General features: G+C 72.6%; 23 protein-coding genes and 1 riboswitch. Of the genes, 11 read left to right on the forward strand and 12 right to left on the reverse strand.

Annotation, left to right across the window (positions count from 1 at the left end; all coding sequences use genetic code 11):
* The first annotated feature begins 141 nt into the window (after nt 1–141).
* Genes ACFWA9_RS25425 through ACFWA9_RS25440 form a run of 4 tightly spaced genes read left to right on the forward strand, consistent with a single transcriptional unit; the run spans nt 142 to nt 4,889 of the window.
* The gene (locus ACFWA9_RS25425; protein WP_380389992.1) at nt 142–1,146 is read left to right on the forward strand and encodes a carbohydrate ABC transporter permease; all 1,005 of its coding nucleotides are present in this window, start codon (nt 142–144) and stop codon (nt 1,144–1,146) included.
* A gap of 43 nt (nt 1,147–1,189) precedes the next feature.
* Nucleotides 1,190–2,098 carry a carbohydrate ABC transporter permease gene (locus tag ACFWA9_RS25430; RefSeq protein WP_352296840.1) on the forward strand — a complete coding sequence of 303 codons (909 nt, stop codon included), beginning with the start codon at nt 1,190–1,192 and terminating at the stop codon, nt 2,096–2,098.
* Between the two features lie 33 nt (nt 2,099–2,131).
* Nucleotides 2,132–3,844 carry a glycoside hydrolase family 13 protein gene (locus ACFWA9_RS25435; protein ID WP_380389995.1) on the forward strand — a complete coding sequence of 571 codons (1,713 nt, stop codon included), beginning with the start codon at nt 2,132–2,134 and terminating at the stop codon, nt 3,842–3,844.
* 25 nt (nt 3,845–3,869) lie between these two features.
* Complete coding sequence (locus ACFWA9_RS25440; RefSeq protein WP_329490759.1) at nt 3,870–4,889, forward strand: LacI family DNA-binding transcriptional regulator; 1,020 nt, start codon at nt 3,870–3,872, stop codon at nt 4,887–4,889.
* A gap of 59 nt (nt 4,890–4,948) precedes the next feature.
* Here the strand turns inward: ACFWA9_RS25440 and ACFWA9_RS25445 are convergent, their stop codons facing one another.
* Both ACFWA9_RS25445 and ACFWA9_RS25450 read right to left on the reverse strand, forming a co-directional pair.
* Nucleotides 4,949–5,149 carry a hypothetical protein gene (locus tag ACFWA9_RS25445; RefSeq protein ID WP_329490760.1) on the reverse strand — a complete coding sequence of 67 codons (201 nt, stop codon included), beginning with the start codon at nt 5,147–5,149 and terminating at the stop codon, nt 4,949–4,951.
* A 174-nt stretch (nt 5,150–5,323) separates the two neighbouring features.
* A complete protein-coding gene (locus ACFWA9_RS25450) occupies nt 5,324–6,628 on the reverse strand; it encodes a transglycosylase family protein (RefSeq protein ID WP_380389997.1) in 1,305 nt (434 codons plus the stop codon).
* A riboswitch (cyclic di-AMP (ydaO/yuaA leader) is annotated at nt 6,615–6,773 on the reverse strand. (Overlaps the previous gene by 14 nt.)
* A gap of 392 nt (nt 6,774–7,165) precedes the next feature.
* On the opposite strand from ACFWA9_RS25450, the gene ACFWA9_RS25455 reads away from it, so the two are divergent.
* On the forward strand, nt 7,166–9,271 hold the full coding sequence (locus ACFWA9_RS25455; RefSeq protein WP_380389999.1) for a hypothetical protein: 2,106 nt from the start codon (nt 7,166–7,168) through the stop codon (nt 9,269–9,271).
* A 154-nt stretch (nt 9,272–9,425) separates the two neighbouring features.
* Here ACFWA9_RS25455 and ACFWA9_RS25460 read toward each other — a convergent pair whose 3' ends face one another.
* Entirely contained in the window at nt 9,426–10,349 is a 924-nt protein-coding gene (locus ACFWA9_RS25460) for a hypothetical protein (RefSeq protein ID WP_352296828.1), read from the reverse strand.
* A gap of 514 nt (nt 10,350–10,863) precedes the next feature.
* Between ACFWA9_RS25460 and ACFWA9_RS25465 the strand changes: the two genes are divergently transcribed.
* On the forward strand, nt 10,864–11,109 hold the full coding sequence (locus tag ACFWA9_RS25465) for a DUF397 domain-containing protein (protein ID WP_329490764.1): 246 nt from the start codon (nt 10,864–10,866) through the stop codon (nt 11,107–11,109).
* 329 nt (nt 11,110–11,438) lie between these two features.
* Here the strand turns inward: ACFWA9_RS25465 and ACFWA9_RS25470 are convergent, their stop codons facing one another.
* Nucleotides 11,439–11,960, reverse strand: coding sequence for an ATP-binding protein (locus ACFWA9_RS25470; protein WP_352296825.1), 522 nt, complete (start codon nt 11,958–11,960; stop codon nt 11,439–11,441).
* A 417-nt stretch (nt 11,961–12,377) separates the two neighbouring features.
* Between ACFWA9_RS25470 and ACFWA9_RS25475 the strand changes: the two genes are divergently transcribed.
* Nucleotides 12,378–13,244, forward strand: coding sequence for a helix-turn-helix transcriptional regulator (locus tag ACFWA9_RS25475; RefSeq protein ID WP_329490766.1), 867 nt, complete (start codon nt 12,378–12,380; stop codon nt 13,242–13,244).
* 45 nt (nt 13,245–13,289) lie between these two features.
* Here the strand turns inward: ACFWA9_RS25475 and ACFWA9_RS25480 are convergent, their stop codons facing one another.
* Together ACFWA9_RS25480 and ACFWA9_RS25485 are read right to left on the reverse strand one after the other, a co-directional pair.
* On the reverse strand, nt 13,290–13,895 hold the full coding sequence (locus ACFWA9_RS25480; RefSeq protein ID WP_329490767.1) for a helix-turn-helix domain-containing protein: 606 nt from the start codon (nt 13,893–13,895) through the stop codon (nt 13,290–13,292).
* 220 nt (nt 13,896–14,115) lie between these two features.
* Entirely contained in the window at nt 14,116–15,630 is a 1,515-nt protein-coding gene (locus tag ACFWA9_RS25485; RefSeq protein ID WP_329490768.1) for an MFS transporter, read from the reverse strand.
* An 87-nt stretch (nt 15,631–15,717) separates the two neighbouring features.
* On the opposite strand from ACFWA9_RS25485, the gene ACFWA9_RS25490 reads away from it, so the two are divergent.
* Nucleotides 15,718–16,176, forward strand: coding sequence for a MarR family winged helix-turn-helix transcriptional regulator (locus tag ACFWA9_RS25490; protein ID WP_380390003.1), 459 nt, complete (start codon nt 15,718–15,720; stop codon nt 16,174–16,176).
* Nucleotides 16,177–16,225: 49 nt separating this feature from the next.
* On the opposite strand, the gene ACFWA9_RS25495 is transcribed toward ACFWA9_RS25490, so the two are convergent.
* The 6 genes from ACFWA9_RS25495 to ACFWA9_RS25520 form a co-directional block, all read right to left on the reverse strand.
* A complete protein-coding gene (locus ACFWA9_RS25495) occupies nt 16,226–17,173 on the reverse strand; it encodes a M56 family metallopeptidase (RefSeq protein ID WP_380390005.1) in 948 nt (315 codons plus the stop codon).
* 132 nt (nt 17,174–17,305) lie between these two features.
* Nucleotides 17,306–17,869: a DUF5134 domain-containing protein gene (locus ACFWA9_RS25500; RefSeq protein ID WP_380390007.1), complete on the reverse strand. Its 564-nt coding sequence runs from the start codon at nt 17,867–17,869 to the stop codon at nt 17,306–17,308.
* A gap of 202 nt (nt 17,870–18,071) precedes the next feature.
* Entirely contained in the window at nt 18,072–18,830 is a 759-nt protein-coding gene (locus ACFWA9_RS25505) for an amino acid ABC transporter ATP-binding protein (RefSeq protein ID WP_329490772.1), read from the reverse strand.
* On the reverse strand, nt 18,827–19,777 hold the full coding sequence (locus ACFWA9_RS25510) for an amino acid ABC transporter permease (protein WP_352296819.1): 951 nt from the start codon (nt 19,775–19,777) through the stop codon (nt 18,827–18,829). The genes ACFWA9_RS25505 and ACFWA9_RS25510 overlap by 4 nt, the downstream gene beginning before the upstream one ends.
* A gap of 11 nt (nt 19,778–19,788) precedes the next feature.
* The gene (locus ACFWA9_RS25515) at nt 19,789–20,670 is read right to left on the reverse strand and encodes an ABC transporter substrate-binding protein (protein WP_352296816.1); all 882 of its coding nucleotides are present in this window, start codon (nt 20,668–20,670) and stop codon (nt 19,789–19,791) included.
* A gap of 164 nt (nt 20,671–20,834) precedes the next feature.
* Nucleotides 20,835–20,990, reverse strand: coding sequence for a putative leader peptide (locus tag ACFWA9_RS25520; RefSeq protein ID WP_380390010.1), 156 nt, complete (start codon nt 20,988–20,990; stop codon nt 20,835–20,837).
* Between the two features lie 123 nt (nt 20,991–21,113).
* On the opposite strand from ACFWA9_RS25520, the gene ACFWA9_RS25525 reads away from it, so the two are divergent.
* The 3 genes from ACFWA9_RS25525 to ACFWA9_RS25535 are packed head-to-tail and all read left to right on the forward strand — an operon-like array spanning nt 21,114 to nt 24,330.
* Nucleotides 21,114–22,514 carry a DUF6421 family protein gene (locus ACFWA9_RS25525; RefSeq protein WP_329490777.1) on the forward strand — a complete coding sequence of 467 codons (1,401 nt, stop codon included), beginning with the start codon at nt 21,114–21,116 and terminating at the stop codon, nt 22,512–22,514.
* Entirely contained in the window at nt 22,511–23,257 is a 747-nt protein-coding gene (locus ACFWA9_RS25530) for an SDR family NAD(P)-dependent oxidoreductase (RefSeq protein ID WP_380390012.1), read from the forward strand. Before ACFWA9_RS25525 ends, ACFWA9_RS25530 begins: the two co-directional genes overlap by 4 nt.
* Entirely contained in the window at nt 23,254–24,330 is a 1,077-nt protein-coding gene (locus ACFWA9_RS25535) for a threonine aldolase family protein (protein ID WP_380390014.1), read from the forward strand. The genes ACFWA9_RS25530 and ACFWA9_RS25535 overlap by 4 nt, the downstream gene beginning before the upstream one ends.
* The last annotated feature ends 143 nt before the right edge of the window (nt 24,331–24,473 follow it).

Genomic DNA, 24,473 nt, shown 5'->3' on the forward strand with positions numbered 1-24,473 from the left:
ACCCCACGCCCCCCCGGGGCTTCCCCAAGAATACCCCCGCCCCGCCGGCCCGCCCCCCCCCCCCGGGGGCCGGCACGGCCAGACCCTTAGCAGCAGTCGCCGAAGCGAGGCGGCGGACCTCCTCCGAGAAGGTGTCGAACAATGTCAGTCGCCGTGCAGGGCGCCACCGGCCAGGGCGGCCGGGAGCGCGATCCGCGTCCGGGCCTGATGGAGCGCCTCAAGCGCTCGTACGCCAAGCACTGGTACGCCTACGCGATGATCGCGCCGGTCGTGCTGGTGCTGGGCGGGCTGGTGCTCTACCCGCTCGCCGAGGGCATCTGGCTCACCCTCACCGACGCCAACAGCCTCAATGCCGCCCGCACGATCGGCGTCAACGAGATCCCGGCCAGCTACCACTTCGTCGGCTTCGACAACTACGCCGACATCCTCTGGGGCCCGGGCTCGTACGACCGCTTCTGGTCGCACTTCGTCTGGACCATCGCCTGGACGGCGCTCTGCGTCTGCCTGCACTACACCATCGGCCTCGGCCTCGCCCTGCTGCTCAACCAGAAGCTGCGCGGCCGTGCCGTCTACCGGATGCTGCTGATCCTGCCCTGGGCGGTGCCGACCTTCGTCACCGTCTTCTCCTGGCGCCTGATGCTCGCCGACGGCGGCGCCGTCAACGGCCTGCTCTCCGCCCTCCACCTGCCCGAGCCCGGCTGGCTGGACGACCCGGTGGCGCAGAAGGCGGCCGCGGTCCTGGTCAACACCTGGGTCGGCGTGCCGTTCATGATGATCTCGCTGCTCGGCGGCCTGCAGTCGATCCCGGCCGAGCTGTACGAGGCCGCCGAGATGGACGGCGCCACCGCCTGGCAGCGGTTCCGCCACGTCACCCTGCCCGGGCTGCGCACCGTCTCCTCGACCGTGGTGCTGCTCGGAGTGATCTGGACGTTCAACCAGTTCGCCGTCATCTTCCTGCTGTTCGGCGGCAACGGCGCGCCCGACGCCCAGCTGCTGGTCACCTGGGCCTACCGGCTCGGCTTCGGCCAGCAGCCCCGGGACTACGCGCAGTCGGCCGCGTACGGCGTGATCCTGCTGTCCATCCTCATCGTCTTCACCTCCTTCTACCGACGCTGGCTCGCCCGCAACGAGCAGGCCAACGGCTGACGCCGACCGGTAACCAAGCGACCCACGAAGGCAGGTAACCCCGATGAGCACCACCACCGAACGACCCACCGTCCTCGTCGCCCCGGCGGCGGCGGCCGCCAAGCCGGTCAGGACCCGTCGCCGCGGCGAGTCCGGCCCGCTCGGCAAGGCGCTGGCCCACGGCGCCCTGATCCTGGCCAGCCTGATCGCGCTGTTCCCGGTGGTCTGGATCCTCTACGTCTCGCTCGGCCCGGACAAGACCGACTACCTCCACCCCGGCGAGATCATCGACAAGATGACCCTGTCGAACTACCACACGGTGCTGTTCGACACCGACTTCTTCACCTGGTTCGGCAACGCGTTCCTGGTCTCCGGGGTGACCACGGTGTTCGGCGTGCTGATCGCCGCCACCACCGGCTACGCCGTCTCCCGGATGCGCTTCCCCGGGCACAAGCCGCTGATGTGGTCGCTGCTGGTCACCCAGATGTTCCCGATCGCGGTACTGATCGTGCCGATGTACACGATCCTGTCCGAACTCGGCCTGCTGGACAGCTACCTCGGTCTGATCCTGGTCTACTCGACCACCACCGTGCCGTACTGCGCCTGGCTGCTGAAGGGCTACTTCGACACCATCCCGGTGGAGATCGACGAGGCCGGCCGGGTCGACGGGCTCACCCCGATCGGCACCTTCTGGCGGCTGGTCCTGCCGCTCGCCCGGCCGGGTCTCGCGGTGGCCGCGTTCTACTCCTTCCTGACCGCCTGGGCCGAGGTGGCCTTCGCCTCCACCTTCATGCTCAGCTCCGACAAGTACACCCTGGCCGTCGGCCTGCAGACCTTCGTCAGCGAACACGACGCCCAGTGGAACCTGATGGCGGCGACCGCGGTCCTGATCGCGATCCCGTCCTCGGTCCTCTTCTACCTGGTGCAGCGTCACCTGGTCACCGGCCTGACCGCCGGCGCCTCCAAGTCCTGACCTGCCGCTCTCTAGTCCCAAGGGATACCGTCCATGACCCAGAACCTGGCCGACACCTCCCGGCCCGCCGCCGACGCCACCGCTCACGAGGCAAGCACCGGCGCGTCCAGAGGCTGGTGGCGGGATGCGGTCATCTACCAGGTGTACCCGCGCAGTTTCGCCGACTCCAACGGTGACGGCATGGGCGACCTGCCGGGCATCCGCAGCCGTCTGCCCTACCTGCGCGACCTCGGCGTGGACGCCGTCTGGCTCTCGCCGTTCTACGCCTCCCCGCAGGCCGACGCCGGCTACGACGTGGCCGACTACCGCGCGGTGGACCCGATGTTCGGCACCCTGCTGGACGCCGACGCGCTGATCCGCGACGCGCACGGGCTGGGCCTGCGGATCATCGTGGACCTCGTCCCCAACCACTCCTCCGACCGGCACGAGTGGTTCCAGCGCGCCCTGCGCGAGGGCCCGTCCTCCCCGCTGCGCGAGCGCTACCACTTCCGCCCCGGCAAGGGCCAGAACGGCGAGCTGCCGCCCAACGACTGGGAGTCCATCTTCGGCGGCCCGGCCTGGACCCGCACCGAGAACCCCGACGGCACCCCCGGTGACTGGTACCTGCACCTGTTCGCGCCCGAGCAGCCCGACTTCAACTGGGAGAACGGGGCCGTCGCCGACGAGTTCCGCTCGATCCTGCGGTTCTGGCTGGACATGGGCGTCGACGGCTTCCGGATCGACGTCGCCCACGGCCTGGTCAAGGCCCCCGGCCTGCCCGACATCGGCGGCGGCGACCAGCTGAGGCTGCTCGGCAACGACGTCATGCCGTTCTTCGACCAGGACGGCGTGCACGAGATCTACCGCAGCTGGCGGAAGATCCTCGACGAGTACCCGGGGCAGCGGATCGGCGTCGCCGAGGCGTGGACCCCGACCGTCGAGCGCACCGCCAACTACGTGCGCCCCGACGAGCTGCACCAGGCCTTCAACTTCCAGTACCTGGGCACCTCCTGGGACGCCGCCGAGCTGCGCTCGGTGATCGACCTGTCGCTCGACTCGATGCGCCCGGTCGACGCCCCCGCCACCTGGGTGCTCTCGAACCACGACGTCACCCGGCACAGCACCCGGTTCGCCAACCCGCCGGGCCTGGGCACCCAGATCCGCACCCCCGGCGACCGCGCGCTCGGCCTGCGCCGGGCCCGCGCCGCCACCCTGCTGATGCTCGCGCTGCCCGGCTCGGCGTACGTCTACCAGGGCGAGGAGCTCGGCCTGCCGGACGTCACCGACCTGCCCGACGAGGTCCGCCAGGACCCGTCCTTCTTCCGCAAGGCCGGCCAGGACGGCTACCGCGACGGCTGCCGGGTGCCGATCCCGTGGTCCGGCACCGAGGCCCCGTACGGCTTCGGCCCGACCCCCGGCGGCCCCAGCTGGCTGCCGCAGCCGGCCGAGTGGGCCGGGCTCAGCGTCGAGGCGCAGACCGGTGACCCGACGTCGACCCTGGAGCTCTACCGCAGCGCGCTGGCCATCCGCCGGGAGCAGTCCGGGCTGGGCGCCGGCACCGGGGTCGAGTGGATGGCGAGCCCCGAGGGCACCCTGGTCTTCCGCCGCGGCTCCTTCGTCTGCACGGTGAACACCACCGCCGAGCCGGTGCGGATACCCGCGCCGGGCCGGCTGCTGCTGTCCTCCGCGGACGCCGCGCCGGAGGCCGCCGGCGCCGGCGGCGAAGCGGTTCTCGGACCGGACAGCACCGACTGGTGGGCGGTCTGACGTGGTTGCAATAGGCTCTGGGACCGTGACTACGGCGCGACTATCAGACATCGCGGCGCAGGCGGGGGTCAGCGAAGCCACCGTCTCCCGCGTACTCAACGGCAAGGCGAACGTTTCCGCCGCCACCCGGCAGACCGTGCTGGCGGCGCTGGACGTGCTCGGCTACGAGCGGCCGACCAGGCTGCGCCAGCGCAGTGCGGGACTGATCGGGCTGATCACCCCGGAACTGAGCAACCCGATCTTCCCCGCGCTGGCCCAGGTGATCGAGCAGGTGCTGAGCCGGCACGGGTACACCCCGGTGCTCTGCACCCAGACGCCCGGCGGCTCCACCGAGGACGAACTGGTGGAGATGCTGGTCGACCGGGGCGTGGCGGGCATCGTGTTCGTCTCCGGCCTGCACGCGGACACCACCGCCGACCACGACCGGTACGCCCGGCTGACCGGCCGGCAGGTGCCGTTCGTCCTGATCAACGGCTTCAGCGAGAAGATCGACGCGCCGTTCATCTCGCCGGACGACCGGGCCGCGATGTGGATGGCCGTCCAGCACCTGGCCGAGCTCGGCCACGAGCGGATCGGCCTCGCGGTCGGGCAGAAGCGGTACGTCCCGGTGCTGCGGAAGATCGAGGGCTTCACGGCGGCCCTGCGGGAGGTCCTCGGCCGGACCGAGGAGCAGGCCCGGGAGCTCGTCCACCACACGCTGTTCAGCGTGGAGGGCGGGCACGCGGCGGCCGGCGCACTGCTCGACAAGGGCTGTACGGCGATCGTCTGCGGCAGCGACATGATGGCGCTCGGCGCGATCCGCGCGGTGCGCCAGCGGGGGCTGTCCGTGCCGCAGGACGTCTCGGTGGTCGGGTTCGACGACTCGCCGCTGATAGCTTTCACCGAGCCGCCGCTGACCACCATCCGCCAGCCGGTCGAGGCGATGGCCACCGCCGCCGTCGACGCCCTGCTGGAGGAGGTCGGCGCGAACGCCGCCCAGCGCGGTGAGTTCATGTTCCAGCCGGAGCTGGTGATGCGCGGTTCCACGGGCGCCTGCGCCCGCTGAGACGACGACCGGGGCCCCGGAGGACGATCCAGTCCTCCGGGGTCCCGTCCTGTCCGCCCTCAGCCCTCCTGCGCGGTCGGGCGCTGCTGCCCGGTCCGCTGCCCGTCGGCGGCCTCGCCGGTCCGGCTCTCGGTGCGCCGCCCCCGGGCGAGGTAGTCGCGCAGGATCAGCTCCACCGCGTCCTGCGGGTTCCTGGTGCCGGAGAGCATCATCGCGTCGATCGCGAGATTGGCGTCGAGCGTGACGGTGACCTGGGCCATGTGACTCCTCCTCGGGTGCGGAGCAGCAGCATGCCCGCCCGGGCCGAGGTTTGGCCATGCCCGGGCCCGCGCCGTCCCGCGCGCGGGCGTGCCGGAGCCCCCGGGGAGGAGCGACCAGACTCTCCCCGGGGGCTGCGGCGGACGGCGCGGACCGCGTGCGGACCGCGCGCGGGATCAGACCCGGCCGGCGAAGTCCGGGGCCCAGTTGGCGATGGTCTGGGTCCGCACGCCCACGCTCGGGTTGGCGGCCTCGACGTACTTGCCGTCGCCGATGTAGAGCGCGACGTGGTAGACGCCCGAGTCCTGGCCGTTGTTGGACCAGAACAGCAGGTCGCCGGCCTTGAGGGCGTCCAGCGAGACGTGGGTGCTGGCGGCGGCCTGGTCGGCGGCGACCCGCGGGACGGAGACGCCCGCGGCGCGCAGCGCGGCCTGGGTCAGGCCGGAGCAGTCCCAACCGCCGTTGCCGGTACCGCCGTAGACGTAGGCCTGGCCGACCTTCGACTGGGCGAAGGAGACCGCGGCGGCCATGCTGCCGGTGGCGGCCTGGGCCGGCGCCTCGGCCGACGCCTGGGCGGCGGGCTTGGCGGCCGGAGCCTGGGTCTGCGCGGCCGGCTTGGTGGCGGTCGCGGTGGAGCCGTCGGCCTTGCCGGTGGCGCCCGAGGAGCGGTTGAACCAGTCGAAGCCCTGGCCGGACTCGTCCGAGGCCCGGGTCTTCGCGCGGTCGCCCAGGCTCAGGTGCTGGCCCGGGTAGATGACGTGCGGGCCGTCGCCGAGGGTGCCGCGGTTGAGCTCGTAGAGCCGCTCCCAGCCGCCCTGGACGTTGTTCTTGTCGGCGATCGAGGAGAGCCAGTCGCCCGCGACCACGGTGTAGTCGGAGGAGGCCTGCGCGTCCTGGCGGTACTGCTGCCAGTTCCGGCCCTGCGACTGCTGGGCGGAGTCGGCGGCGGCCGGGGTCTCGGCGGCCTTCGGGGCGGCCTTGGGCGCGGCCGGCTTGGCGGCGGGGGCGGGGGTCTGCGCCGGGGCCGGGGCGGCCTTCGGGGCGGCCGGCGTGGCGGCGGTCGCGGTGTCGACGGCGGCCGGGGTGCCGCCCTTGGTCAGACCGGCCTGGACGGAGCAGACGGGCCAGGCGCCGGGGCCCTGGACGGCGAGCACCTTCTCGGCGACCGCGATCTGCTGGTCCTTGGTGGCGAGGTCGGCACGCGCGGCGTAGCTGGTGCCGCCGAACGCCGCCCAGGTGGAGTTGGTGAACTGGAGGCCGCCGTAGAAACCGTTGCCGGTGTTGATGCTCCAGTTGCCGGTGCTCTCGCACTGGGCGACCTTGTCCCAGGTGGCGACCGAGGCGGCCGAGGCGGAGCCGGCGGTGAGGCAGGGGATGGTGAGGCCGATACCGACGACGCCGAGGGTGGCGATCGCTCGGCGGGTGCGGCCGGACAGGCGGGTGCCGTTGGTGGGCAGCATGGTGACGCGGTCCTCTCCCACGCCTGCGAGGTGAGCTGTCGGATTCGGGCTGGAGTTGCCCGGCCGCGCTGTGGACGCGGCTTCACCCCTAGCCCCGAACCGGTACGAACCGGTCCCGGGCGACTTACCTGTGGTTCCCCCGCTCCTGCCGTGGTGCGTTCTGCGCTGCCAGCGCACCCGACGGCAGGACTCGGCGTTGCGGGTGGGCTGGGTCCGTGTGGCCACGAACGGGGAGCACGTTAAGCAGACTTAAGTTCAAACCGCAAACATGTGTGACGGCCATCACGGTTTATGAAGAGCGTGCTAAATGGCTGTCCACCATGATCAGAAATGACCGATTTCGAGCAACGCCCGTCGGAGTCACGGCAACTGCCTATGCTTCAGGGCATCAGGACCGACGCGGCCGTCTGGGGGGAGGGCTTCGCAGCGATGGCCATGGACGAGGGTCCGGAGGCCGGTGCGCCGGCCGAGCGGCCGCGTGGAACGCACCGCCGGGCAAAACACCGCAGAGCGGACATCACGCCCGCAGAGCCCCGAACTCCCCTGCCCCGGCGGACGATGCTGCGCTGGCTCGCCGTCGGCACGGTCTTCGCGGCGGTCGGCGGCGAGGAGGCGCTGCGGCGCTCCCTGGACGGCCGCTCCGCGCCCGTCGCCGCCGCGGAGGACCCCGCCACGGGGCCGGGAGCGGCCGACCCGGCCGCGGGGCACGGGCACGGCGCCGCGTCGCCCCCCGGGACGCCCGGGGGTGCCACCGAGGGCGCCCCCGCCGGAGCCGCCCCCGCACCCACCCCCGACCAGGGCGGCCGCCCCTGGTCGGACCCGGCCGGCTGGGGCGGCCGGGTACCCGGACCGCAGAGCGCCGTCCGGATCACCGACCGGGTGCTGCTCGACACCGACGCCGCGATCGGCTCGCTGCTGGTCGAGCCGGGCGGTGCGCTCACCTTCGCCGCCGACCGCAGCCTCACCCTCGCCGCCGCGGGCAACGTCGAGATCCGCGGCACCCTCGCGCTCGCCCCCGAGGGCGCCGCCGTGCACACCGTGCGCTTCCCCGCCGTCGACGAGCGGCGCTTCCGGGGGGACGGCGTGAAGGTGGTCGACACCGACGTCGGCCTCTGGGTCACCGGCGCCGGGTACCTGCGGCTGGACGGCGCGGCCAAGACCGCCTGGGTGCGCGCCGACCGGGCACTCGCGGCGGGCGACACCACCGTCAGCCTGGCCGCGCCGCCCACCGGTTGGCTGCCCGGCGACGAACTGGCCGTCACCCCGACCGGCCCGCCGGGCGAGGACGGCTTCTCCACCCGCTACGACCTCGCCGTCGTCCGGTCCGTCAGCGGATCCACCGTCACCCTGGAGGCGCCGCTGACGTACGCGCACCCCCGGGTCGCCGCCGGAGGGGGCGTCACGGTCGGCGCCGAGGTGCTCAACCTGACCCGCAGCGTGCGGATCGAGGGCACCGCCGAGGGCCGCGCCCACGTCCACCTCACCACCTCCCGCCGGGCCGACCTGCGGCACGCGGCGCTGCGCTGGGTCGGCCCGCGCACCGACACCGCGGAGTCCTGGAAGGGCCCGGACGGCAGCGCCCCGGTGACCGCCCCGGTGCTCGGCCGGTACGGGCTGCACTTCCACATGCTGGGCGACACCACCCGGGGCACCGTCGTCGAGGGCCTGGTGGTCCGCGACGCGGGGAGCCACGCCTTCGTCCCGCACGCCAGCCACGGCATCACCTTCCGCAGCTGCATCAGCCACGACACCTGGGAGGACGCCTACTGGTGGGACGGCCCGCCGGACACCCGCACCCCGCAGCAGCCCTCCGACGACATCGTCTACGAGTCCTGCGTCGCCTCCCGCACGCGGCTGGAGCCCAACCCGCGGGCCTACCGGCTGACCGGCTTCAACCTCGGCGCCGGCACCGGCGGCAAGGCGCTGGACTGCGTGGCCGTCGGCGTCCAGGGGGCCGACGGCGCCTCCGGCTTCGAGTGGCCGGAGAACAGCGAGGGGGTCTGGACGTTCCAGCGCTGCCTGGCCCACAACAACCTGCGGGACGGCATCTTCGTCTGGCTGAACGCCCAGCAGCACCACGTGGTCACCGAGTTCGCGGCCTACCACAACGGCGGGTGGGGCATCGAGCACGGCGCCTACCTCAACGACTTCGACTACACCGCGAGCGTGCTGTACGGCAACGGCGGCGGGGGAGTGGCGCTGCACTCGCTCGGCCGGGACAAGGGGACCGTCTTCGACGGCCTGCTGATCGACGCCGCCGGGCAGAGCGACTACGGCGTCTCCACCGCGCGCCACGAACTCGCCGGGGAGGCGGTCACCTTCAGCCGCAGCCGGTTCACCGGCCACCGCCGGGCCGGGATCGCCTTCCGGGCCACCCCGGACGGCAGGCCGGACGACATCCTCGTCCTGGACTGCGAGTTCGACGGCAACGAGCTCTGGATGGACCCGGAGTCCGCGCCGCCGAAGAACATCCTGCTGCGCCGGGCGGGGCAGACCGAGGTGCTGCAGGTGCGCAAGGCGGACGGTGGCGGCGGGCGGTCGCCGTGGAACGCCACCGGCGTGCCGGTGGCCGCCTTCGCCGCGCAGTCCCGGCCGGTGCAGCTGCCGGCGCTGCGGCTCAAGGACGCGGCGGCGGCCACCGGCCGGGTGGGCGGGCGGACCTGAGGCCGGGGCCCGCCGGGGCCCGCACCGACGCGCCTCGGACCGGTACGGCGCGGGCCCGTACGGAGAGGGCCGGTGCGGCGGGGACACGGACGGCGGGGGGTACGGCGAGGGCCCGGAGCGGGTGCGCTCCGGGCCCTTCGGCGTTCGTGGTCCGCTACTCGGCGGCGGCCTCCCCGGCCTCCTGGGCAGCGGCCTCCTCGGCGGCGGCCTGCGCGGCGAACGCCTCGGGGGCGACGGCCGGCAGTACGGCGAGGTAGGTGGCGGCGATCAGCTGGCCCACCGTCGGGTAGGCGCCGAGCGGCGCGGCGCTCGGGCAGCCGGTCTCCTCGGCGGCCGTGGCGAGCAGCTCGGAGTCGGCCTCCGGGCCGATCACCAGCGGGGCCAGCGCGGGGCGCTGGGAGCCGGTCTCCTTGAGGTGCGCGACGGCGGCGGCCACCGAGCCGGGCACGTCGAGCGCGGCGGGCACGACCGGCACCGCGAGGCGGGCGGCCAGCAGCACACCGGTGATCCCGGCCGCCGCGGCGGCCTCCTCGCCACCGACGGTGGTGAGGACGACGCCGTCCGCGGCCGTCGCGATGGCGAACAGCCGGGCGCGGTCGGCGCGGGCCAGCCCCGCCTCGGAGAGCCGGACGTGGACGGCCTCGGCGAGCAGCGGGTGCGGGCCGAGGACATCGGTGACGTGGGCGCCGTACTCGGCGGCCAGCGCGTGCAGTTCGGTCAGGAAGCCGTGCGGGCCGGGGACCAGCGGCACCACGACCGGGGCGGGCAGGCCCGACTCGGCGGCGTGCGCCAGCAGTTCGGCGACGGAGAACTCGTCACGGCCGGGCTCGCTCCCGCCCGCGCCGCTGTCGAGGTAACCGGCCGCGGTCTGCACGCCGTTCTGCTCGCTGCGTACGATCGACAGCAGTTCCTCGACCACGGAACGGGACTCCGGCCCGGCGGTCGCGGGCACCGCGAGCACCAGGGCCGGGGATCCGGCCGGGATCTCGGGGCGCTCGGGGCGTCGGTGGCGCCCCCGCGCACGGGAGCCTGGGGTGCGGACGGGCAGTGGCGCGCCCGGGATGGCTGCGGTGCTCATGGCGGAGATCGTAGGACATCCCCCGGCCAACGCTGCAGTCGGCTGCCGTACCGGGAGGGGCGGGGTGCCCGAAATTCGGACATACCGTGATCAATCCCTATGTGGCTACCACTTCTGCCTGAGACGTGACAGGAGGTGCCGCGCGTTGCGGTGGTGGCGCGTGAGATGTCTCACAGCATACGGACGGTCTGACGGAGGGTCACGGCGGTGCGACTCCAGGCGCCCGAAGATCAACATTCAGCGGGTGGCCGCCTACGGGCGGTTATCGGAGTCTTCCCGATTGCCCCGGATATGTCCGCTTACGTTCCCTCGGGTGTCGAGGCGGTGAAGAGTTCCGGTTTGTCGACGAAGGGCCCGTGCACCTGCAACGTCCCGTGCTGATGCACGTGCACTGGAGCTATCATCACGTCAAGTGAGGCGTTGTGCCGGGCCGGTACGGGGCCGGCCCAGTCGTTCGGCTGCGAGCCGGGGCGCCGAGCTGGACGACTACTCCGGAGCTCTTCGGGAGATTTCTATGCACGACAGGTACGACACGTACAACGGGATGGCGGCTGCGGACCTCAAGGACGTGGTCTGGCAGAAGAGCCTCCACAGCAACTCCCAGGGCAACTGCGTCGAGTTCGCCGCGCTCCCGGGGGGCGACGTGGCGATGCGCAACTCGCGCTTTCCCGATGGTCCGGCACTGATCTACACCCGGGCCGAGATCGCGGCGCTGCTGCTGGGCGCCAAGGACGGGGAGTTCGACCACCTGGCGGTCTGACCGTTTCGTCTTCTTCGCCATCGGGGGGCCGTCGTGGGTGCTGACACCACGACGGCCTTTGTCTTCTCCGCCCGGCCGCCCCGTGGTGGGCGTCGTGAGCGGGTGCCGCCGGTGCGGCCGTCGCCCCGGGAGGCTGTCGCCGGGCGATCGCGCGACCGGCTGTCGCCGACCGGTCGCCGTCGGGTCGGGGCTCGCGGGCGGGCCGCCGCGGACCGGGCGCCGCACGTCTGCGGCCAGGAGCGTGCGCGGCCGCGGATCGGGGGCGGTGCCGTCCTCCCGGTGCCGCGCCCCGGGAGTGGTGCCGTCCTCCCGCCGGCCGCGGCGCACGGCTAGGCCGAGCGGCGGTGCCGCCCGCCGAGCTCCGCCAGCGCGCCGGCCTCGGGCTCGAACAGTGCCCAGACCACCTTGCCGCCGCCCAGCGGGTGCCAGCCCCAGGACCGGCTGAACGAGTCCACCAGGTGCAGCCCGCGACCCGATTCGGCGACGAAGTCCGCCTCCCGGGCCACCGGCCCGGTGCTGCTGGGGTCGCTGACGGCGCAGACCACCTGCGGTGCGCGGTGCACCAGGCTTATTCGGATCGGTAGTCGCCCCTCGGGAGCGGGTTGGGTGGGAAAGTCGTAGTCGTCGAGCGCGCCGCCCGTCGCACCGGGGCACGCGCCGATGGCGTGCCGCAGGGCGTTGGTCACCAGTTCCGAGGCCACCAGCGCGACGTCGTCGAACAGTTCGCTCAGTCCCCAGCGCTGAAGAGCGGTCCTGGCGAAGTCGCGCGCGGTTCTGACGGCTTCGTAGCGAGGGGCGAGCGTACAGGTGACCACATGGGGATCGACTGCCAAGGCCGTACCGGTGCTCATGAAGAGCTCCTCCCATAAGGGGGCGGACACGGCTGGACCCGCCGGGGTCATGCCGGTCACCTCCGACTCGCTAGGCCGCGCGGCCGACCCCTCGACCAGTCGCGCGCGCACACGAAGGCCCGGTGGCGCGAGGGCGCTGCCGGGCTGGTGCGCGGAGTCGCGCGTGGGGTCGACGCGGAGCCCGCGGGATTGCCAGGGATGTGCAGGTGCACGTGCACCATCGTCCTCTGCGCTCACTGCAGATGCAAGAGTCGATTCACGTGCAGTCGTTCAAATGGCATATGCAAGCGCCGAATGCACGTGCATCCTGGTGTGAGGAGTGCAGAACTGATAGGAACATCCGTCAGTATCGGCACCGTGAGCGCTCAACTGATGGCAGACTGTGCGCTGTTTGCCCTAGGTGGAGGTTTCGACCGCATGACCACAGTTCAGCCGGGCGGCGGCTCGATGGTCCGCCGGATCCTCCTCGGCTCCCAGCTGCGCCGCCTCCGTGAGGCGCGCGGCATCACCCGCGAGGACGCGGGCTATGCGATCCGCGCCTCCGAGTCGAAGATCAGCCGCATGGAGCTCGGCCGCGTCAGTTTCAAGGAGCGCGACGTCGCCGATCTGCTCAGCCTCTACGGCGTGGACGACGGCGGTGAGCGCGAGGCCCTGCTCGGCCTGGTCCGGGAGGCCAACAAGTCCGGCTGGTGGCACAGCTTCAACGACGTGCTGCCGGGCTGGTTCCAGACCTATGTCGGCCTGGAGGAGGCCGCCGCACTGATCCGCACCTACGAGGTCCAGTTCATCCCCGGCCTGCTGCAGTCCGAGGAGTACGCACGGGCGGTTTTCGGTCAGAGTCGCCCGGTGATCAGCGAGGACGAGGTCGAGCGGCGGGTGAGCCTGCGGCTGCGCCGCCAGAAGCTGCTCGCCGAGGGCAGCAGCCCCCGGCTCTGGGCGGTCATCGACGAGGCGGCCCTGCGCCGGCCGGTCGGCGGCCCCAAGGTGATGCGCGGTCAGGTGCAGTACCTGATCGACGTCGCCGAGCAGGCCAACGTGGTGATCCAGGTAATGCCGTTCCGCTTCGGCGCCCACGCCGGGGAGTCCGGGGCGTTCACGATCCTGCGCTTCCCCGAGCAGGACCTCGCCGACGTGGTCTACCTGGAGCAGCTCACCAGCGCGCTCTACCTCGACAAGCGCGACGACGTCGACGCGTACATCCAGGTCATGGAGCGGCTCTGCGTCGACAGCCTGACGCCGGAGCGCACCATCGACCTGCTGGCGTCGATCCTCAAGGAGCGCTGACCCGGCCCGGGTGACCGGGCACCGAACGGCCGCCGGCCGCCGCGTTCACCCGCGGGCCGGCGGCCGTTCGCGTTCCGGCGGCTGCGGCTGCGGGGGGAGGCCGAGCGGCCAGTCCAGGCCGTAGCGGCCGAACAGGTCGGCACGGATCAGCGCCAGCGGCAGCTCGGCGCCCGGCAGCAGCACCCCGATGCAGCCGCCCATCAGCGCGCTGCGCAGCACCGCGTGCTCGGCGAGCGGGTCGGGCGCGCCCCAGTCGCGCAGCAGTCCCTGGAGGATCGCGCCGAGCTGTCGCTGCTCCGGGTCCTGGACGAAGGCGCCGGTGTCCGGGTCCAGGATGAGCGCGAGGTGCGAGCGCATCACCCGGGGGTGGTCCATCGCCAGCCCCAGCACGGTGTCGATCGCGCGGGCCAGCCGGGCCTCCGGCGAGGAGCCGGGCTCCATCGCGTCCAGGGCGGCCGACAGCGCCAGGTGCATCATCCGGTGGGTCGCCGACTGCATCAGCAGCCGTTTGCCGTCGAAGTAGTACGAGAGCAGGCCGCGGGCGAGGCCGGCCCGCTCGGCGATGTCGGTCAGCGTGGTGCCCGCGTAGCCGTGCTCGTCGACGAGTTCGACGGTGGCGCGCATGATGCGCCGGCGGGAGCGTTGACGCATTTCCTCATTGACCGAATCCCCGCGAGGTGCCATCGTGTCTGCTCCGTACGTTCGTTGGCTCCTGGCCAATATACTGGCGGCGCGAGCCGCCGATCCGTGGAACCCCGCACTTGGCGGGACTGCGGGGATCGGCTCGTACGGACGCGCCGGCTCCACCGACACGGGGGTTTGGTGGAGCCGGCGCGTACCTGAGGGCGAGGACGGGTCCGGGCTGGTGGGGTCAGCTCTTGGTCAGGACCTCGTCGCGCCGGTCGGCCAGGTCGACGGACGGATAATCATAGTCCGGGACGGACACCGGAGTTGACCGCTTGCGCCGGTCGAGCACGGCGCCCGCGGTGGCGATCAGGAAGCCCAGCGCGGCGATCCCGGTGATGAGGACCAGGGCGGGCCGGTAGCCGTCCAGCTGGGCCTGGGCACCGTCTCCGCCGCCACTGCCCGCGGTGATCATCGCGGTGGCCCCGGCGAGCACCACGGCCGTACCGACCTGGATCGCGGTGTTGACCAGCCCGGAGGCCAGGCCCTGCTCCTCGTCGCCCACGCCGTCGGTGGCGGCGATGTTCACCGAGGGGAAGGCCAGGGCGAAGCCGACGCCCAGCAGGATCATCGACGGCAGCACCAGGGTGAGGTACGAGCTGTGCTCGTCCAGCCGCAGGAACAGCGCGAAGGCGGCGGTGAGGGCGAGCAGGCCGATCGGCAGCAGCCGGCCGGTGCCGAAGCGGTCCACGATCGGGCCCATGAACGGGGCCGACAGCGCGATGAAGGCGCCGGCCGGGAGCAGTCCGAGCGCCATCTGCAGGGCCGACCAGCCGAGCAGGTGCTGGAGGTAGAGGGTGACCACGAACTGGAAGCCGCCGTAGGCGCCGGTCATGGTGAAGGCGATCACGTTGGCCCGGGCGACCGAGCCGTTGCGGAAGATGCCGAGCCGGACCAGCGGGTGGGCGGTGCGGCTCTCGGTGACCAGGAAGGCGGCGGCCAGGGCGGCGACCACGACGAGCGAGCCGAGGGTGCGCAGGCTCAGCCAGCCGGCGCCCTGCGCCTCGGTGACGGTGAAGACCAGGAGCAGCACGGTGAGCGTGCCGGTGATCGCGCCGAGCACGTCGTACCCGCCCTTGGCCCGCTCCTCGACCGGGCGGGGGAGCAGCCGGATCGCGAAGAGCAGGGCCAGCAGGGCGACCGGGACGGGCATCAGGAAGGTCCAGCGCCAGCCGACCGAGGTGAGCAGGCCGCTGAGCACCAGGCCGAGCGAGAAGCCGCTGGCGCCGCAGGTGGTGTAGATGGAGAGTGCCCGGTTGCGGGCCGGGCCCTCCGCGAACGTGGTGGTGATGATCGACAGGCCGGCGGGCGCGGTGAAGGCCGCGCTGACGCCCTTGAGGAAGCGGGCGGCGATCAGCAGGCCGCCGTCGTCGACCAGGCCGCCGAGCAGTGAGGCGCCCGCGAAGACGCCGAGGGCGACCAGGAACACCCGGCGCCGGCCGAGCAGGTCGGCGGCGCGCCCGCCGAGCAGCAGCAGCCCGCCGTAGCCGAGGACGTAGCCGGAGACCACCCATTGCAGCGCGGAGGTGGAGAGGTGGAGTTCGGAGCCGATGGACGGGAGGGCGACGCCGACCATGGAGACGTCGAGGGCGTCCAGGAACATCGCGGCACAGAGCACGATCAGGGTGCCCCAGAGGCGGGGGGTCCAGCGCAGCCCGGAGGCTGACGGGTCGTCGGTTGCGGGGACGGTCGCGGTGGTCATGGGGAGGACACTACATGCACGTGCATTCATTGCAAGTGAATTTAATGCGACTACATAAGTTCCATGTGCACGTGGTACTGTGGCCGGGTGGCTGAACTCGACTCTCCGGTGGAGGCAGGTCTGGTCGCCGAATGGCGAGACCTGCTGGCCCGCCATGCCGCGACGTCCTGTGCGCTCGATCGCGAGCTGGGTGAGAAGTACGACCTGGGCGTGAGCGAGTTCGAGGTGCTGGAGCGGCTGGTCGAGGAGCGCGACAGCGCGGTCGGCCACCAGCTGCGGGTTCAGGAGCTGGCCGACACCGTCCATCTGAGCCAGAGCGCGCTCTCCCGGCTGATCGGCCGGCTGGAGAAGGCCGGGCTGGTGACGCGTGCGATGTGCCCCAACGACCGGCGCGGCATCCAGGTGGCGCTCACCGAGGCCGGCTGCCGGCGCTACGCCGAGGCCCGGCCGCTGCACCGCGAGGTGCTCGCGCGCACGCTCGGCTCCCCGGTCTCCCCCGACCCGGTCTCTCCCGGCACCCCTTGCGGGGAGTCGGCGTCGGCCTGACGCTCCGTCACCGGTCCGCCGAGGGCGGGCCCGCAGTCCCACGCCGGAATCAGAACAGGGTCGAGAGCCCCGGTGCGGCGGCCAGCAGGACGGCGGCGGCCGGCGCGGCGAGCGCGGCCAGGGTGAGCCGCAGCCGGTGGGTGACGGGCAGCCGGGGCCGCCCGGCGAGCAGCCGGTCCACCCGCTTCGGGGACTGCGCCAGCCCCGGCGGGCAGGAGCCGAACACCCCGCGGTCCAGGTTGAGTTCGGCCAGCGCCACGGCGGTGGTGTGCCGCCCGTGCCGGCGGGCCGCTCGGTCGTCCGCGGCCAGCTCCACGAGTTCGCCCACCTGGTCCCGGAAGGCGCTGAACACGCCGACCCCGGGGAACCCCGAGGCGAGGGCCTGCGAGCACTGCGACAGCCAGTGGTGCCGGGCCCGGACGTGTCCGCGCTCATGGCTCAGCACGGCGGCCAACTCCCGGTCCGTCAGCTGCTGGAGGGCTCCGGTGGTGACCACCAGACGGGAGTTGTGGCCGGGCAGCGACCAGGCCTCCGGACGGATGTTCTCCAGCACCACCAGCCGCTCCCGGCGGTGCTTCAGGGTGTCGATCGACCCCGGCAACTCGGGAGCCCGGCTCGCCAGTTGGGCGTGCCGCCGATTGCGCAGGGCCTTCGCCGAGCGGACTTCGCGGGTCAGGGCCAGCACGGTCTGCACGCCGCCCGCCGCCAGGACCGCGGCACAGAGCCGCCCCCAGCCCTCGGCGTCCTGGAGCGCGTACGCGGCCTCCACGCCGTGCGGCGCACCGGTGAAGAGCAGCACCCGCAGCTCCGGCAGGGCGGCCGAGGCGGCCAGGACCAGGCTCAGGGCGCAGCACAGCAGGACGGCGACCACCAGGCACTGCCAGACCAGCAGGGCCAGCACGGGTTCGCGCTCGGCCCAGCGGGCCCGGGCCAGCAGCCGGGGCGCCACGGTCGAGAGCAGCAGTCCGAGCAGCAGCAGGCCGAGCAGGGCCGTCATGGCATGGGCTCCCCGAGTACGCACGGAACGCGACAGCGCGCTCCTTGCCAACCTAAGTGCTGTCGGCGTCCGGAGGAACGGCTTTCGGCCACCCAGTGACCAACGCCACGCCCGGGGCCGCGCGGGCCGCTCTCACATCGTCAGGAGCATGGCGAACATGCCCAGGCCCATCGCCAGTCGGCAGGCCCGGGGCAGCCCGGCGGTGCGCAGGCTCCCGGACACCTGGCCGCCCGGTGCGGCCAGCAGGTGGCTGCCGGCCCAGAGCGAGTAGCCGCCGAAGTAGAGCAGCAGCGCGCCGGTCAGCAGCGGGGCCCCGGTGCTCGCGCCGTGGTGATGGCCGTGGGCGGGCGCGGCCGCCATCGCGAGCGCCATGTACGTCATCGCCAGTCCGCCGACCGCGTGGTGCAGCCGGTGGCCGCGCCCGGTCCGGTCGCGGGCGGCGGCCAGCAGGAAGAGCACCGCGGGGAAGCCGAACAGCCAGACCCAGAGCACGGCGGGGACGGCGGCCCCGGCGAGGGCCATCGCCGCCATCCCGAGCCCCATCAGGGCCTCGGCGGCGTCCGACTCGTGGGCGTGGCCGCGGCCCGCCCCGGCGTCCGCCGCGCACGGGGTGCGGCCCAGGCGGCTGAGGCAGTAGGCGCCGGACGTGGCGGTGAGGGCGGCCAGCAGCCAGCTGACCAGCACTGGACCGTGCAACGGCGGCCTCCCGGAGAACGCGGACAGACGTGCTGTCCACGATCACCGGTCGAAGCCGCGCGCAGCAGGGCGCGAACGGGGGCGCATGGGAGTGACGGGCGTAGTGATTCTTCGGGAGGCACCCCCGAGGCCCGGGTGGCACTGGCCCGTTCGAGTGATACCTGTTCGTTCGGTCGAGGACCTGCCGGCCGAGCGCCGGGGCCTACGGCGCCAGTCGCCCGGAGGCGACCACCCGGCTCAGGAACCGCCTGGTCCGGTCGTGCTGCGGATCGCCGAACACCTGCTCCGGCGGGCCCTGTTCGAGCACCACCCCGGACTCCAGGAAGCAGACCTGGTCCGCCACCTCACGGGCGAAACCCATCTCGTGGGTGGAGACGACCATCGTCATGCCCCGTTCCTTGAGGTCCCGCACCACCGCGAGCACCTCGCCGACCAGCACCGGGTCGAGCGCGGCGGTGATCTCGTCGAGCAGCAGCAGCCGGGGCCCGGTGGCCAGCGCGCGGACGATGGCGACCCGCTGCTGCTGCCCGCCGGAGAGCCGGTCCGGGTACTCCCGGGCCTTGGCCGCGAGGCCCAGCCGGTCCAGCAGCTCCAGCGCCTCGGCCTCGGCCTCCGCCCGGCCACGCCGGTGCACCCGGCGCGGCGCCAGCGTGACGTTCTCCAGCACCGTCATGTGCGGGAACAGGTTGTACGCCTGGAACACCACACCGATCCGGCGCCGGACGGCGTCCTCGTCGGTGCGCGGGTCGGTGATCTCCGCGCCGTCCAGGAAGATCGCGCCGTCGTCGATCCGCTCCAGCAGGTTGGCGCACCGCATCAGGGTGGACTTGCCGGAGCCGGACGCGCCGATCAGCGCCGTCACGGTGTGCTCGGGCACGGTGAGGTCCACGTCGCGCAGGACCAGCTGGGAGCCGAAGCTCTTGCGCACCGACTCCAGCCGCAGGACCGGGTTGGTCGTCACACGGCACCTCCCTGGTGCTGACGGCGGTTCATCCGGCGGGACAGCCAGTCGGTGAACCGGGTGAGCGGCACGGTCAGCACGATGAAGACCAGCCCGGCCACCACGTACGGGGTGTAGTTGAACGACCGGCTGGCGATGATCTTCGCCGCGTACACCGCGTCGATCGCCCCGCCGATCGACACCAGGCCGGTGTCCTTCTGCAGGCTGACCAGGTTGTTCAGCAGCGGCGGCACCACCCGGCGGACCGCCTGCGGCAGCACCACGTGGCGCATCGCCTGCGCGTTGCTCAGCCCGAGCGAACGGGCGGCCGCCCGCTGGTCGGGGTGCACCGAGTCGATGCCGGCCCGGAAGACCTCGGAGACGTACGCGGAGTACGTCAGCACCAGCGCGGCGCCGCCGAGCAGCATCGGATCCGTGGTCACCCCGGTCAGCCGCAGCGCCGGCACGCCGGTGATCATGACCAGCAGACAGATGATCATCGGCAGGCCGAGGAAGAAGTCCACGTACGCCGTGGCCAGCAGCCGTACCGGCAGGAAGACCGGTCCGCGCAGCGTCCGCAGCACCGCCAGCAGCAGGCCGAGGACCAGGATCAGCACCCCGCAGCCGAGCATCAGCTCCAGGTTGATCCGCAGGCCCCTCAGCACCTCCGGCAGCGCCCGGCGGGCGTAGTCGGCGTCGAAGAAGGCCTTCCGGGTGGCCGCCCAGCCGGGGGAGTTGACCACCAGCAGGGAGAGCGCCACGGCGGTCACCAGGGTCGACGCCCCGGCGATCAGCGCGGCCCGGCGGCTGCGGCCGCGCCGGTACGCCTCGTGCGCCAGCCGCCGCGCGGACGGGCGGTAGCCGTCGTCCGGCGCCGGCCCGGGCGGGTCCGTCCGCCGCCGCCGGCGCAGCCCGGCGCCGCTCCCGCCGCCGGCCTTGCGGGGACCGGCCCCGGCCTCGGCGCTCATCGGGGCCCCGCTCACTTCAGGACGGGTGCGGAGACGGCGTCGGAGAGCCACTGCTTCTCCAGCTTCGCCAGCACGCCCTCGGCCCGCAGGGCGTCCACCGCCCGCGTGACGCACCCGGTGAGCCGGGAGCCCTTGTCCAGCACCAGCCCGAACTGCTCGCCCCGCGCCGCCCCTTCGAACTGCCCGACCACCTGGGCGTCCGTCACCTCGGCACCGGTGATGTAGAACGCCGTCGGCAGGTCCACCACCAGGGCCTCGATCTGGCCGTTCCGCAGTGCGGCCTTCGCCAGGTCGTTGGAGTCGAACACGGCCGGCTGCACGGTCGGCCGGATGGTGTCGGTGACGACCTCCAGACTGGTGGTGCCCACCTGCGCGCCCAGCTTGGCGCCCTTCAGGTCGGCGACGCTCTTCGCCCCGGCCGCCTTGGAGGTCTTCAGCGCGATCACCGCCTGCCGCACGTCGTAGTAGCCGGAGGAGAAGTCGACGGCCTGCTTGCGCTCGTCACTGATCGACACCTGGTTGATGTCGAAGTCGAAGTCCTTGGCGCCCGGGGTGGTGGCCTTGCCGAACGGCGCCGCCACCCAGGTCACCTTCTCCTTCGGGTAGCCGAGCTTCTCGGCTACGGCGTACGCCACCGCCGACTCGAAGCCCTTGCCGTTCTCCGGCTTGTCGTCCGTGAACCAGGGGTCGTAGGCGGGCTGGTCGGTGCCGATCGTCAGCGTTCCCGCGGTGCGGGTGCCCAGCGCACCCGGCGCGCAGCCGTCGGCCGTCCCCGGGGCACTCGCGGCGGCGCCCGTGCCGGACGCGTCGGACGCGGAGTCCTGCGGCGCGCACGCGGTCAGCGCGGCGGCGGCGACCAGCAGGGCGGCGAACGGCTTGCGGAGGGAGGTCATGGCGGGGCTCCTGGAGAGAGGGACCGGAAAGAGCGGGGAGCGAGCGGCGCGGGGGCGCGGGCCGGGCCGGCACCCCGGCGGGTCACTTCCCCCCGGTGGCGGTGCCGGAACACAGGCGGCATGGTCGGCGTACGGGGCCGCGTCCGCGGCGCCCCCGAGCCGGATCAGCGGCAGCGGCAGAGACCGCGCGCACAACAGCTGGAAGACACCCGGAGCAGGTCGATGTGGCGTCGCGCCACCAGGATCACCGCCGGGAGCATGGCGGGAGGTTCGCATCCCCACGGCGCGGCTGTCCAGAACATCCAGATGACCGTCCACATGCCGGACAAGCGGTTTCGGAGCCCCGAACCGGGAGAATCGACGGCAGGGCCCCCCTTGAACAGGAGAACCTGTCGTACTTATGGTGGTCCTGTTGAAATACCTCCTGTCGAAGTGAGTCCACGATGCAGAATCTTTCGCCAAGGCTCGCTGTGGCGGCCGACGCCCCGGTCTCGACCCACGCCGGCCACCCGGCCTGGCTCCGTCTGAAGGACGCGGTCGAGGCCCTGCGCCCGCTGCAGTCCAAGGACGGCTCGATCGACCTGTCCGCCGTGCAGCGGCACACGGTCGACCCGCTGGTCGCCACGGTCCGCAGTGCGATCGCGGAACTCGCCCCGCTCTTCCCGCACGACGCCGCCTACCTCGCCGCCGTCGACGCGGACCTGGCCAAGTGGGCCGACACCGGCTACCGGGAGCCCGACTTCCTGGACTCGCTGCTCGCCTTCCAGCCCGCCGACCAGCGCGAGGACGGCCTGGAGCACCTGGTCGTCTTCGCGATGTACACCCAGAACGGCAACCCGAACCGCAACCTGGAAGCCGTCCTGCTGCGCGTGGTCTGGCCGGACTGGCTGGCCGAGCTGGAGCGCACCCGCTTCGACAACCCGATGTTCGTGCCGATCACCTTCACCGACTTCACGGCCGGCTACGACACCAACTCCGCGGTCCTGTTCCCCGAGACCGTGGCCGTGCGCAAGGCGCCGGAGCGCTTCACCTGGGGCGGCATCTTCTGCGACCGCGAGGCCGCCCGCTTCCGCGCCGTCACCACCAGCGCCGTCCGGCAGCTCGGCCTGGAGATCCCGGCCGACGCCGAGGGCCTGCTGGAGGACCAGGAGCGCGCCCAGCAGACCTTCGTGCTGTGGGACCTCGTCCACGACCGCACCCACAGCCACGGCGACCTGCCGTTCGACCCCTTCATGATCAAGCAGCGCAGCCCGTTCTGGATGTACGGCCTGGAGGAGCTCCGCTGCGACCTCACCGCCTTCAAGGAGGCCGTGAAGCTGCAGGCCGAGGGCTACGCCCAGGGCCGCGACGTCCAGTACGCCATCCTCTTCGACCGGATGTTCCGCTTCCCGGTCAGCGGTGACCGTGTGCGCAACTACGACGGCATGGGCGGCCAGCTGCTCTTCGCCTACCTGCACAAGCACGACGCGCTGCGCTGGCGCGACAACCGCCTGAGCATCGACTGGGACCGCGTCGCCGACGTGACCAACGCGCTCTGCGGCGAGATCGAGACCCTGTACCGCGACGGCATCGACCGCCCGAAGACGGCCCACTGGATCGCCGCCTACCAGCTGGTCTCCCGCTATCTCACCCCGCACCCCGCCTCCACCTGGGCGAAGGGCCCCGACGCGCTGCCGCTGGACACCGCCGACGGCAAGGCGCTCAACAAGGCCCTGTGCGACGCCGTCCACCCGGACGAGTTCCCGTTGAGCATGTTCTACGAGGCCCTCGCCAAGAAGCTCGGCGGCGTCATCGCCGCCACCACCGGCATCACCGGCGCCGGCATCCAGGAGGTCGCCGCGTGAGCACCAACCTCGAAGGCAAGGTCATCGCCGTCGCCGGAGCCAGCGGCCCGGCCGGCCAGGCCGTGCTGCGCCGGCTCGCCGCCGACGGCGCCACCGTGATCGGCGCCGACATCGACCCGCAGCGGCTGGAGAAGGCCCTCGACACCGTGCGCGGGGCGGTCCCCGGCGCCCGGGTCAGCGGCCAGGTCATCGACCTGCTCGACCCGCAGGAGGTCCACGACTGGGCCGACCACCTGGAGGCCGAGCACGGCCACGTCGACGGCCTGCTGCACCTGGTCGGCGGCTGGCGCGGCAGCAAGAAGTTCTTCGACACCCGGATCGACGACTGGGACTTCCTGCACGACACCGTGGTGCGCACGCTCCAGCACACCTCGCTCGCCTTCCAGCCCGCGCTGCTCCGCAGCGAGTCCGGCCGGTACGCGATGATCTCCGCCGCCGCCGCCCACAAGCCGACCGCCGGCGGCGCCGCCTACGCGGCGGCCAAGGCCGCCACCGAGGCGTGGACGCTCGCCATGGCGGACTCCTTCAAGAAGGAGACCACCGCCGAGGACGGCGAGCCCACCGCCGCGGCTGCGATCCTGGTGATCAAGGCGTTGGTCAGCCCCGAGATGCGGGCGGAGAAGCCGGACGCGAAGTTCGCCGGCTTCACCGACACGGCCGACCTCGCCACCGCCCTGGCGGGCCTCTGGGACCGCCCCGCAGCAGAACTGAACGGACAGCACCTGTGGCTGACAGCCCGATGACCGAACCGACCCCCACCGACGCGGTGCGGCGGCACGACCCCGCCGTCCGCGGCTTCGCCAGCGACAACTACGCCGGCGTGCACCCGGAGGTCCTCGCCGCGATAGCGCTCGCCAACGGTGGCCACCAGGTCGCCTACGGCGAGGACGACTACACGGCCCACCTGCAGGACGTCTTCCGCCGGCACTTCGGCGAGCACGCCGAGGCGTACCCCGTCTTCAACGGCACCGGCGCCAACGTCGTCGCCCTGCAGGCGCTGCTCCCGCGCTGGGGCGCGGTCGTCGCGGCCGAGAGCGCCCACATCAACGTGGACGAGGGCGGCGCGCCGGAGAAGATGGGCGGCATCAAGCTGCTCACCGTCCCCACCCCGGACGGCAAGCTCACCCCCGCGCTCATCGACCAGCAGGCCTGGGGCTTCGGCGACGAGCACCGCGCGCAGCCGCTCGCGGTCTCGATCACCCAGAGCACCGAGCTCGGCACCCTCTACACGGTGGAGGAGATCCGGGCCATCGTCGACCACGCCCACCAGCTCGGCATGCTGGTGCACGTGGACGGCTCGCGGCTGGCGAACGCCGCCGCCTCGCTCGGGGTGCCGCTGCGCGCCTTCACCACCGACGTCGGCGTGGACGTGCTGTCGTACGGCGGGACGAAGAACGGGCTGCTCTTCGGCGAGGTCGTGGTGGTCCTGAACCCCGAGCGGGTCCGGAACATCAAGTACCTGCGCAAGACCTCGATGCAGCTGGCGTCGAAGATGCGCTTCGTGTCGGTCCAGTTCGAGGCCCTGCTCGCGGGCGACCTCTATCTCCGCAACGCCGGCCACGCCAACGCCATGGCCAGCCGGCTGGAGGCGGCCGTGCGCGGGATCGAGGGCGTGACCGTCGTCCGCCCGGTCGAGGCCAATGCGGTGTTCGCGATTCTCCCGCGCGAGGTCAGCGAGCGACTGCAGAAGCGTTACCGCTTCTACTTCTGGAACGAGCACACCGGCGAGGTCCGCTGGATGTGTTCGTACGACACCACCGAGGCGGACATCGACGCCTTCGCGGCCGCCATCGCCGAGGAGATGGGCCGCGCCTGACGGTGCCGGTGACCGCGGATCGTCCCGTCCTGCGACAGCAGGGCGGGACGATTTGCATGTGGCGGGCCGGTCCCCGTACAGTTCCGGAGTCGCACCGAGAGGGGCGGCGGAATGCGAATCCGATGAATGAAACTCCGGAAAAC

This window comes from Kitasatospora sp. NPDC059973, from assembly GCF_042737525.1.
Lineage (GTDB): Bacteria > Actinomycetota > Actinomycetes > Streptomycetales > Streptomycetaceae > Kitasatospora.

What these genes read in the sequence shown, in the direction of transcription:
- ACFWA9_RS25425 (WP_380389992.1), top strand. Translation starts at nt 142, where the DNA reads ATGTCAGTCGCCGTGCAGGGCGCCACCGGCCAGGGCGGCCGGGAGCGC.
- ACFWA9_RS25430 (WP_352296840.1), top strand. Translation starts at nt 1,190, where the DNA reads ATGAGCACCACCACCGAACGACCCACCGTCCTCGTCGCCCCGGCGGCG.
- ACFWA9_RS25435 (WP_380389995.1), top strand. Translation starts at nt 2,132, where the DNA reads ATGACCCAGAACCTGGCCGACACCTCCCGGCCCGCCGCCGACGCCACC.
- ACFWA9_RS25445 (WP_329490760.1), bottom strand. Translation starts at nt 5,149, where the DNA reads ATGGCCCAGGTCACCGTCACGCTCGACGCCAATCTCGCGATCGACGCG.
- ACFWA9_RS25455 (WP_380389999.1), top strand. Translation starts at nt 7,166, where the DNA reads ATGCTGCGCTGGCTCGCCGTCGGCACGGTCTTCGCGGCGGTCGGCGGC.
- ACFWA9_RS25460 (WP_352296828.1), bottom strand. Translation starts at nt 10,349, where the DNA reads ATGAGCACCGCAGCCATCCCGGGCGCGCCACTGCCCGTCCGCACCCCA.
- ACFWA9_RS25465 (WP_329490764.1), top strand. Translation starts at nt 10,864, where the DNA reads ATGCACGACAGGTACGACACGTACAACGGGATGGCGGCTGCGGACCTC.
- ACFWA9_RS25470 (WP_352296825.1), bottom strand. Translation starts at nt 11,960, where the DNA reads ATGAGCACCGGTACGGCCTTGGCAGTCGATCCCCATGTGGTCACCTGT.
- ACFWA9_RS25475 (WP_329490766.1), top strand. Translation starts at nt 12,378, where the DNA reads ATGACCACAGTTCAGCCGGGCGGCGGCTCGATGGTCCGCCGGATCCTC.
- ACFWA9_RS25480 (WP_329490767.1), bottom strand. Translation starts at nt 13,895, where the DNA reads ATGCGTCAACGCTCCCGCCGGCGCATCATGCGCGCCACCGTCGAACTC.
- ACFWA9_RS25485 (WP_329490768.1), bottom strand. Translation starts at nt 15,630, where the DNA reads ATGACCACCGCGACCGTCCCCGCAACCGACGACCCGTCAGCCTCCGGG.
- ACFWA9_RS25495 (WP_380390005.1), bottom strand. Translation starts at nt 17,173, where the DNA reads ATGACGGCCCTGCTCGGCCTGCTGCTGCTCGGACTGCTGCTCTCGACC.
- ACFWA9_RS25510 (WP_352296819.1), bottom strand. Translation starts at nt 19,777, where the DNA reads ATGAGCGCCGAGGCCGGGGCCGGTCCCCGCAAGGCCGGCGGCGGGAGC.
- ACFWA9_RS25515 (WP_352296816.1), bottom strand. Translation starts at nt 20,670, where the DNA reads ATGACCTCCCTCCGCAAGCCGTTCGCCGCCCTGCTGGTCGCCGCCGCC.
- ACFWA9_RS25520 (WP_380390010.1), bottom strand. Translation starts at nt 20,990, where the DNA reads ATGTGGACGGTCATCTGGATGTTCTGGACAGCCGCGCCGTGGGGATGC.
- ACFWA9_RS25525 (WP_329490777.1), top strand. Translation starts at nt 21,114, where the DNA reads ATGCAGAATCTTTCGCCAAGGCTCGCTGTGGCGGCCGACGCCCCGGTC.
- ACFWA9_RS25535 (WP_380390014.1), top strand. Translation starts at nt 23,254, where the DNA reads ATGACCGAACCGACCCCCACCGACGCGGTGCGGCGGCACGACCCCGCC.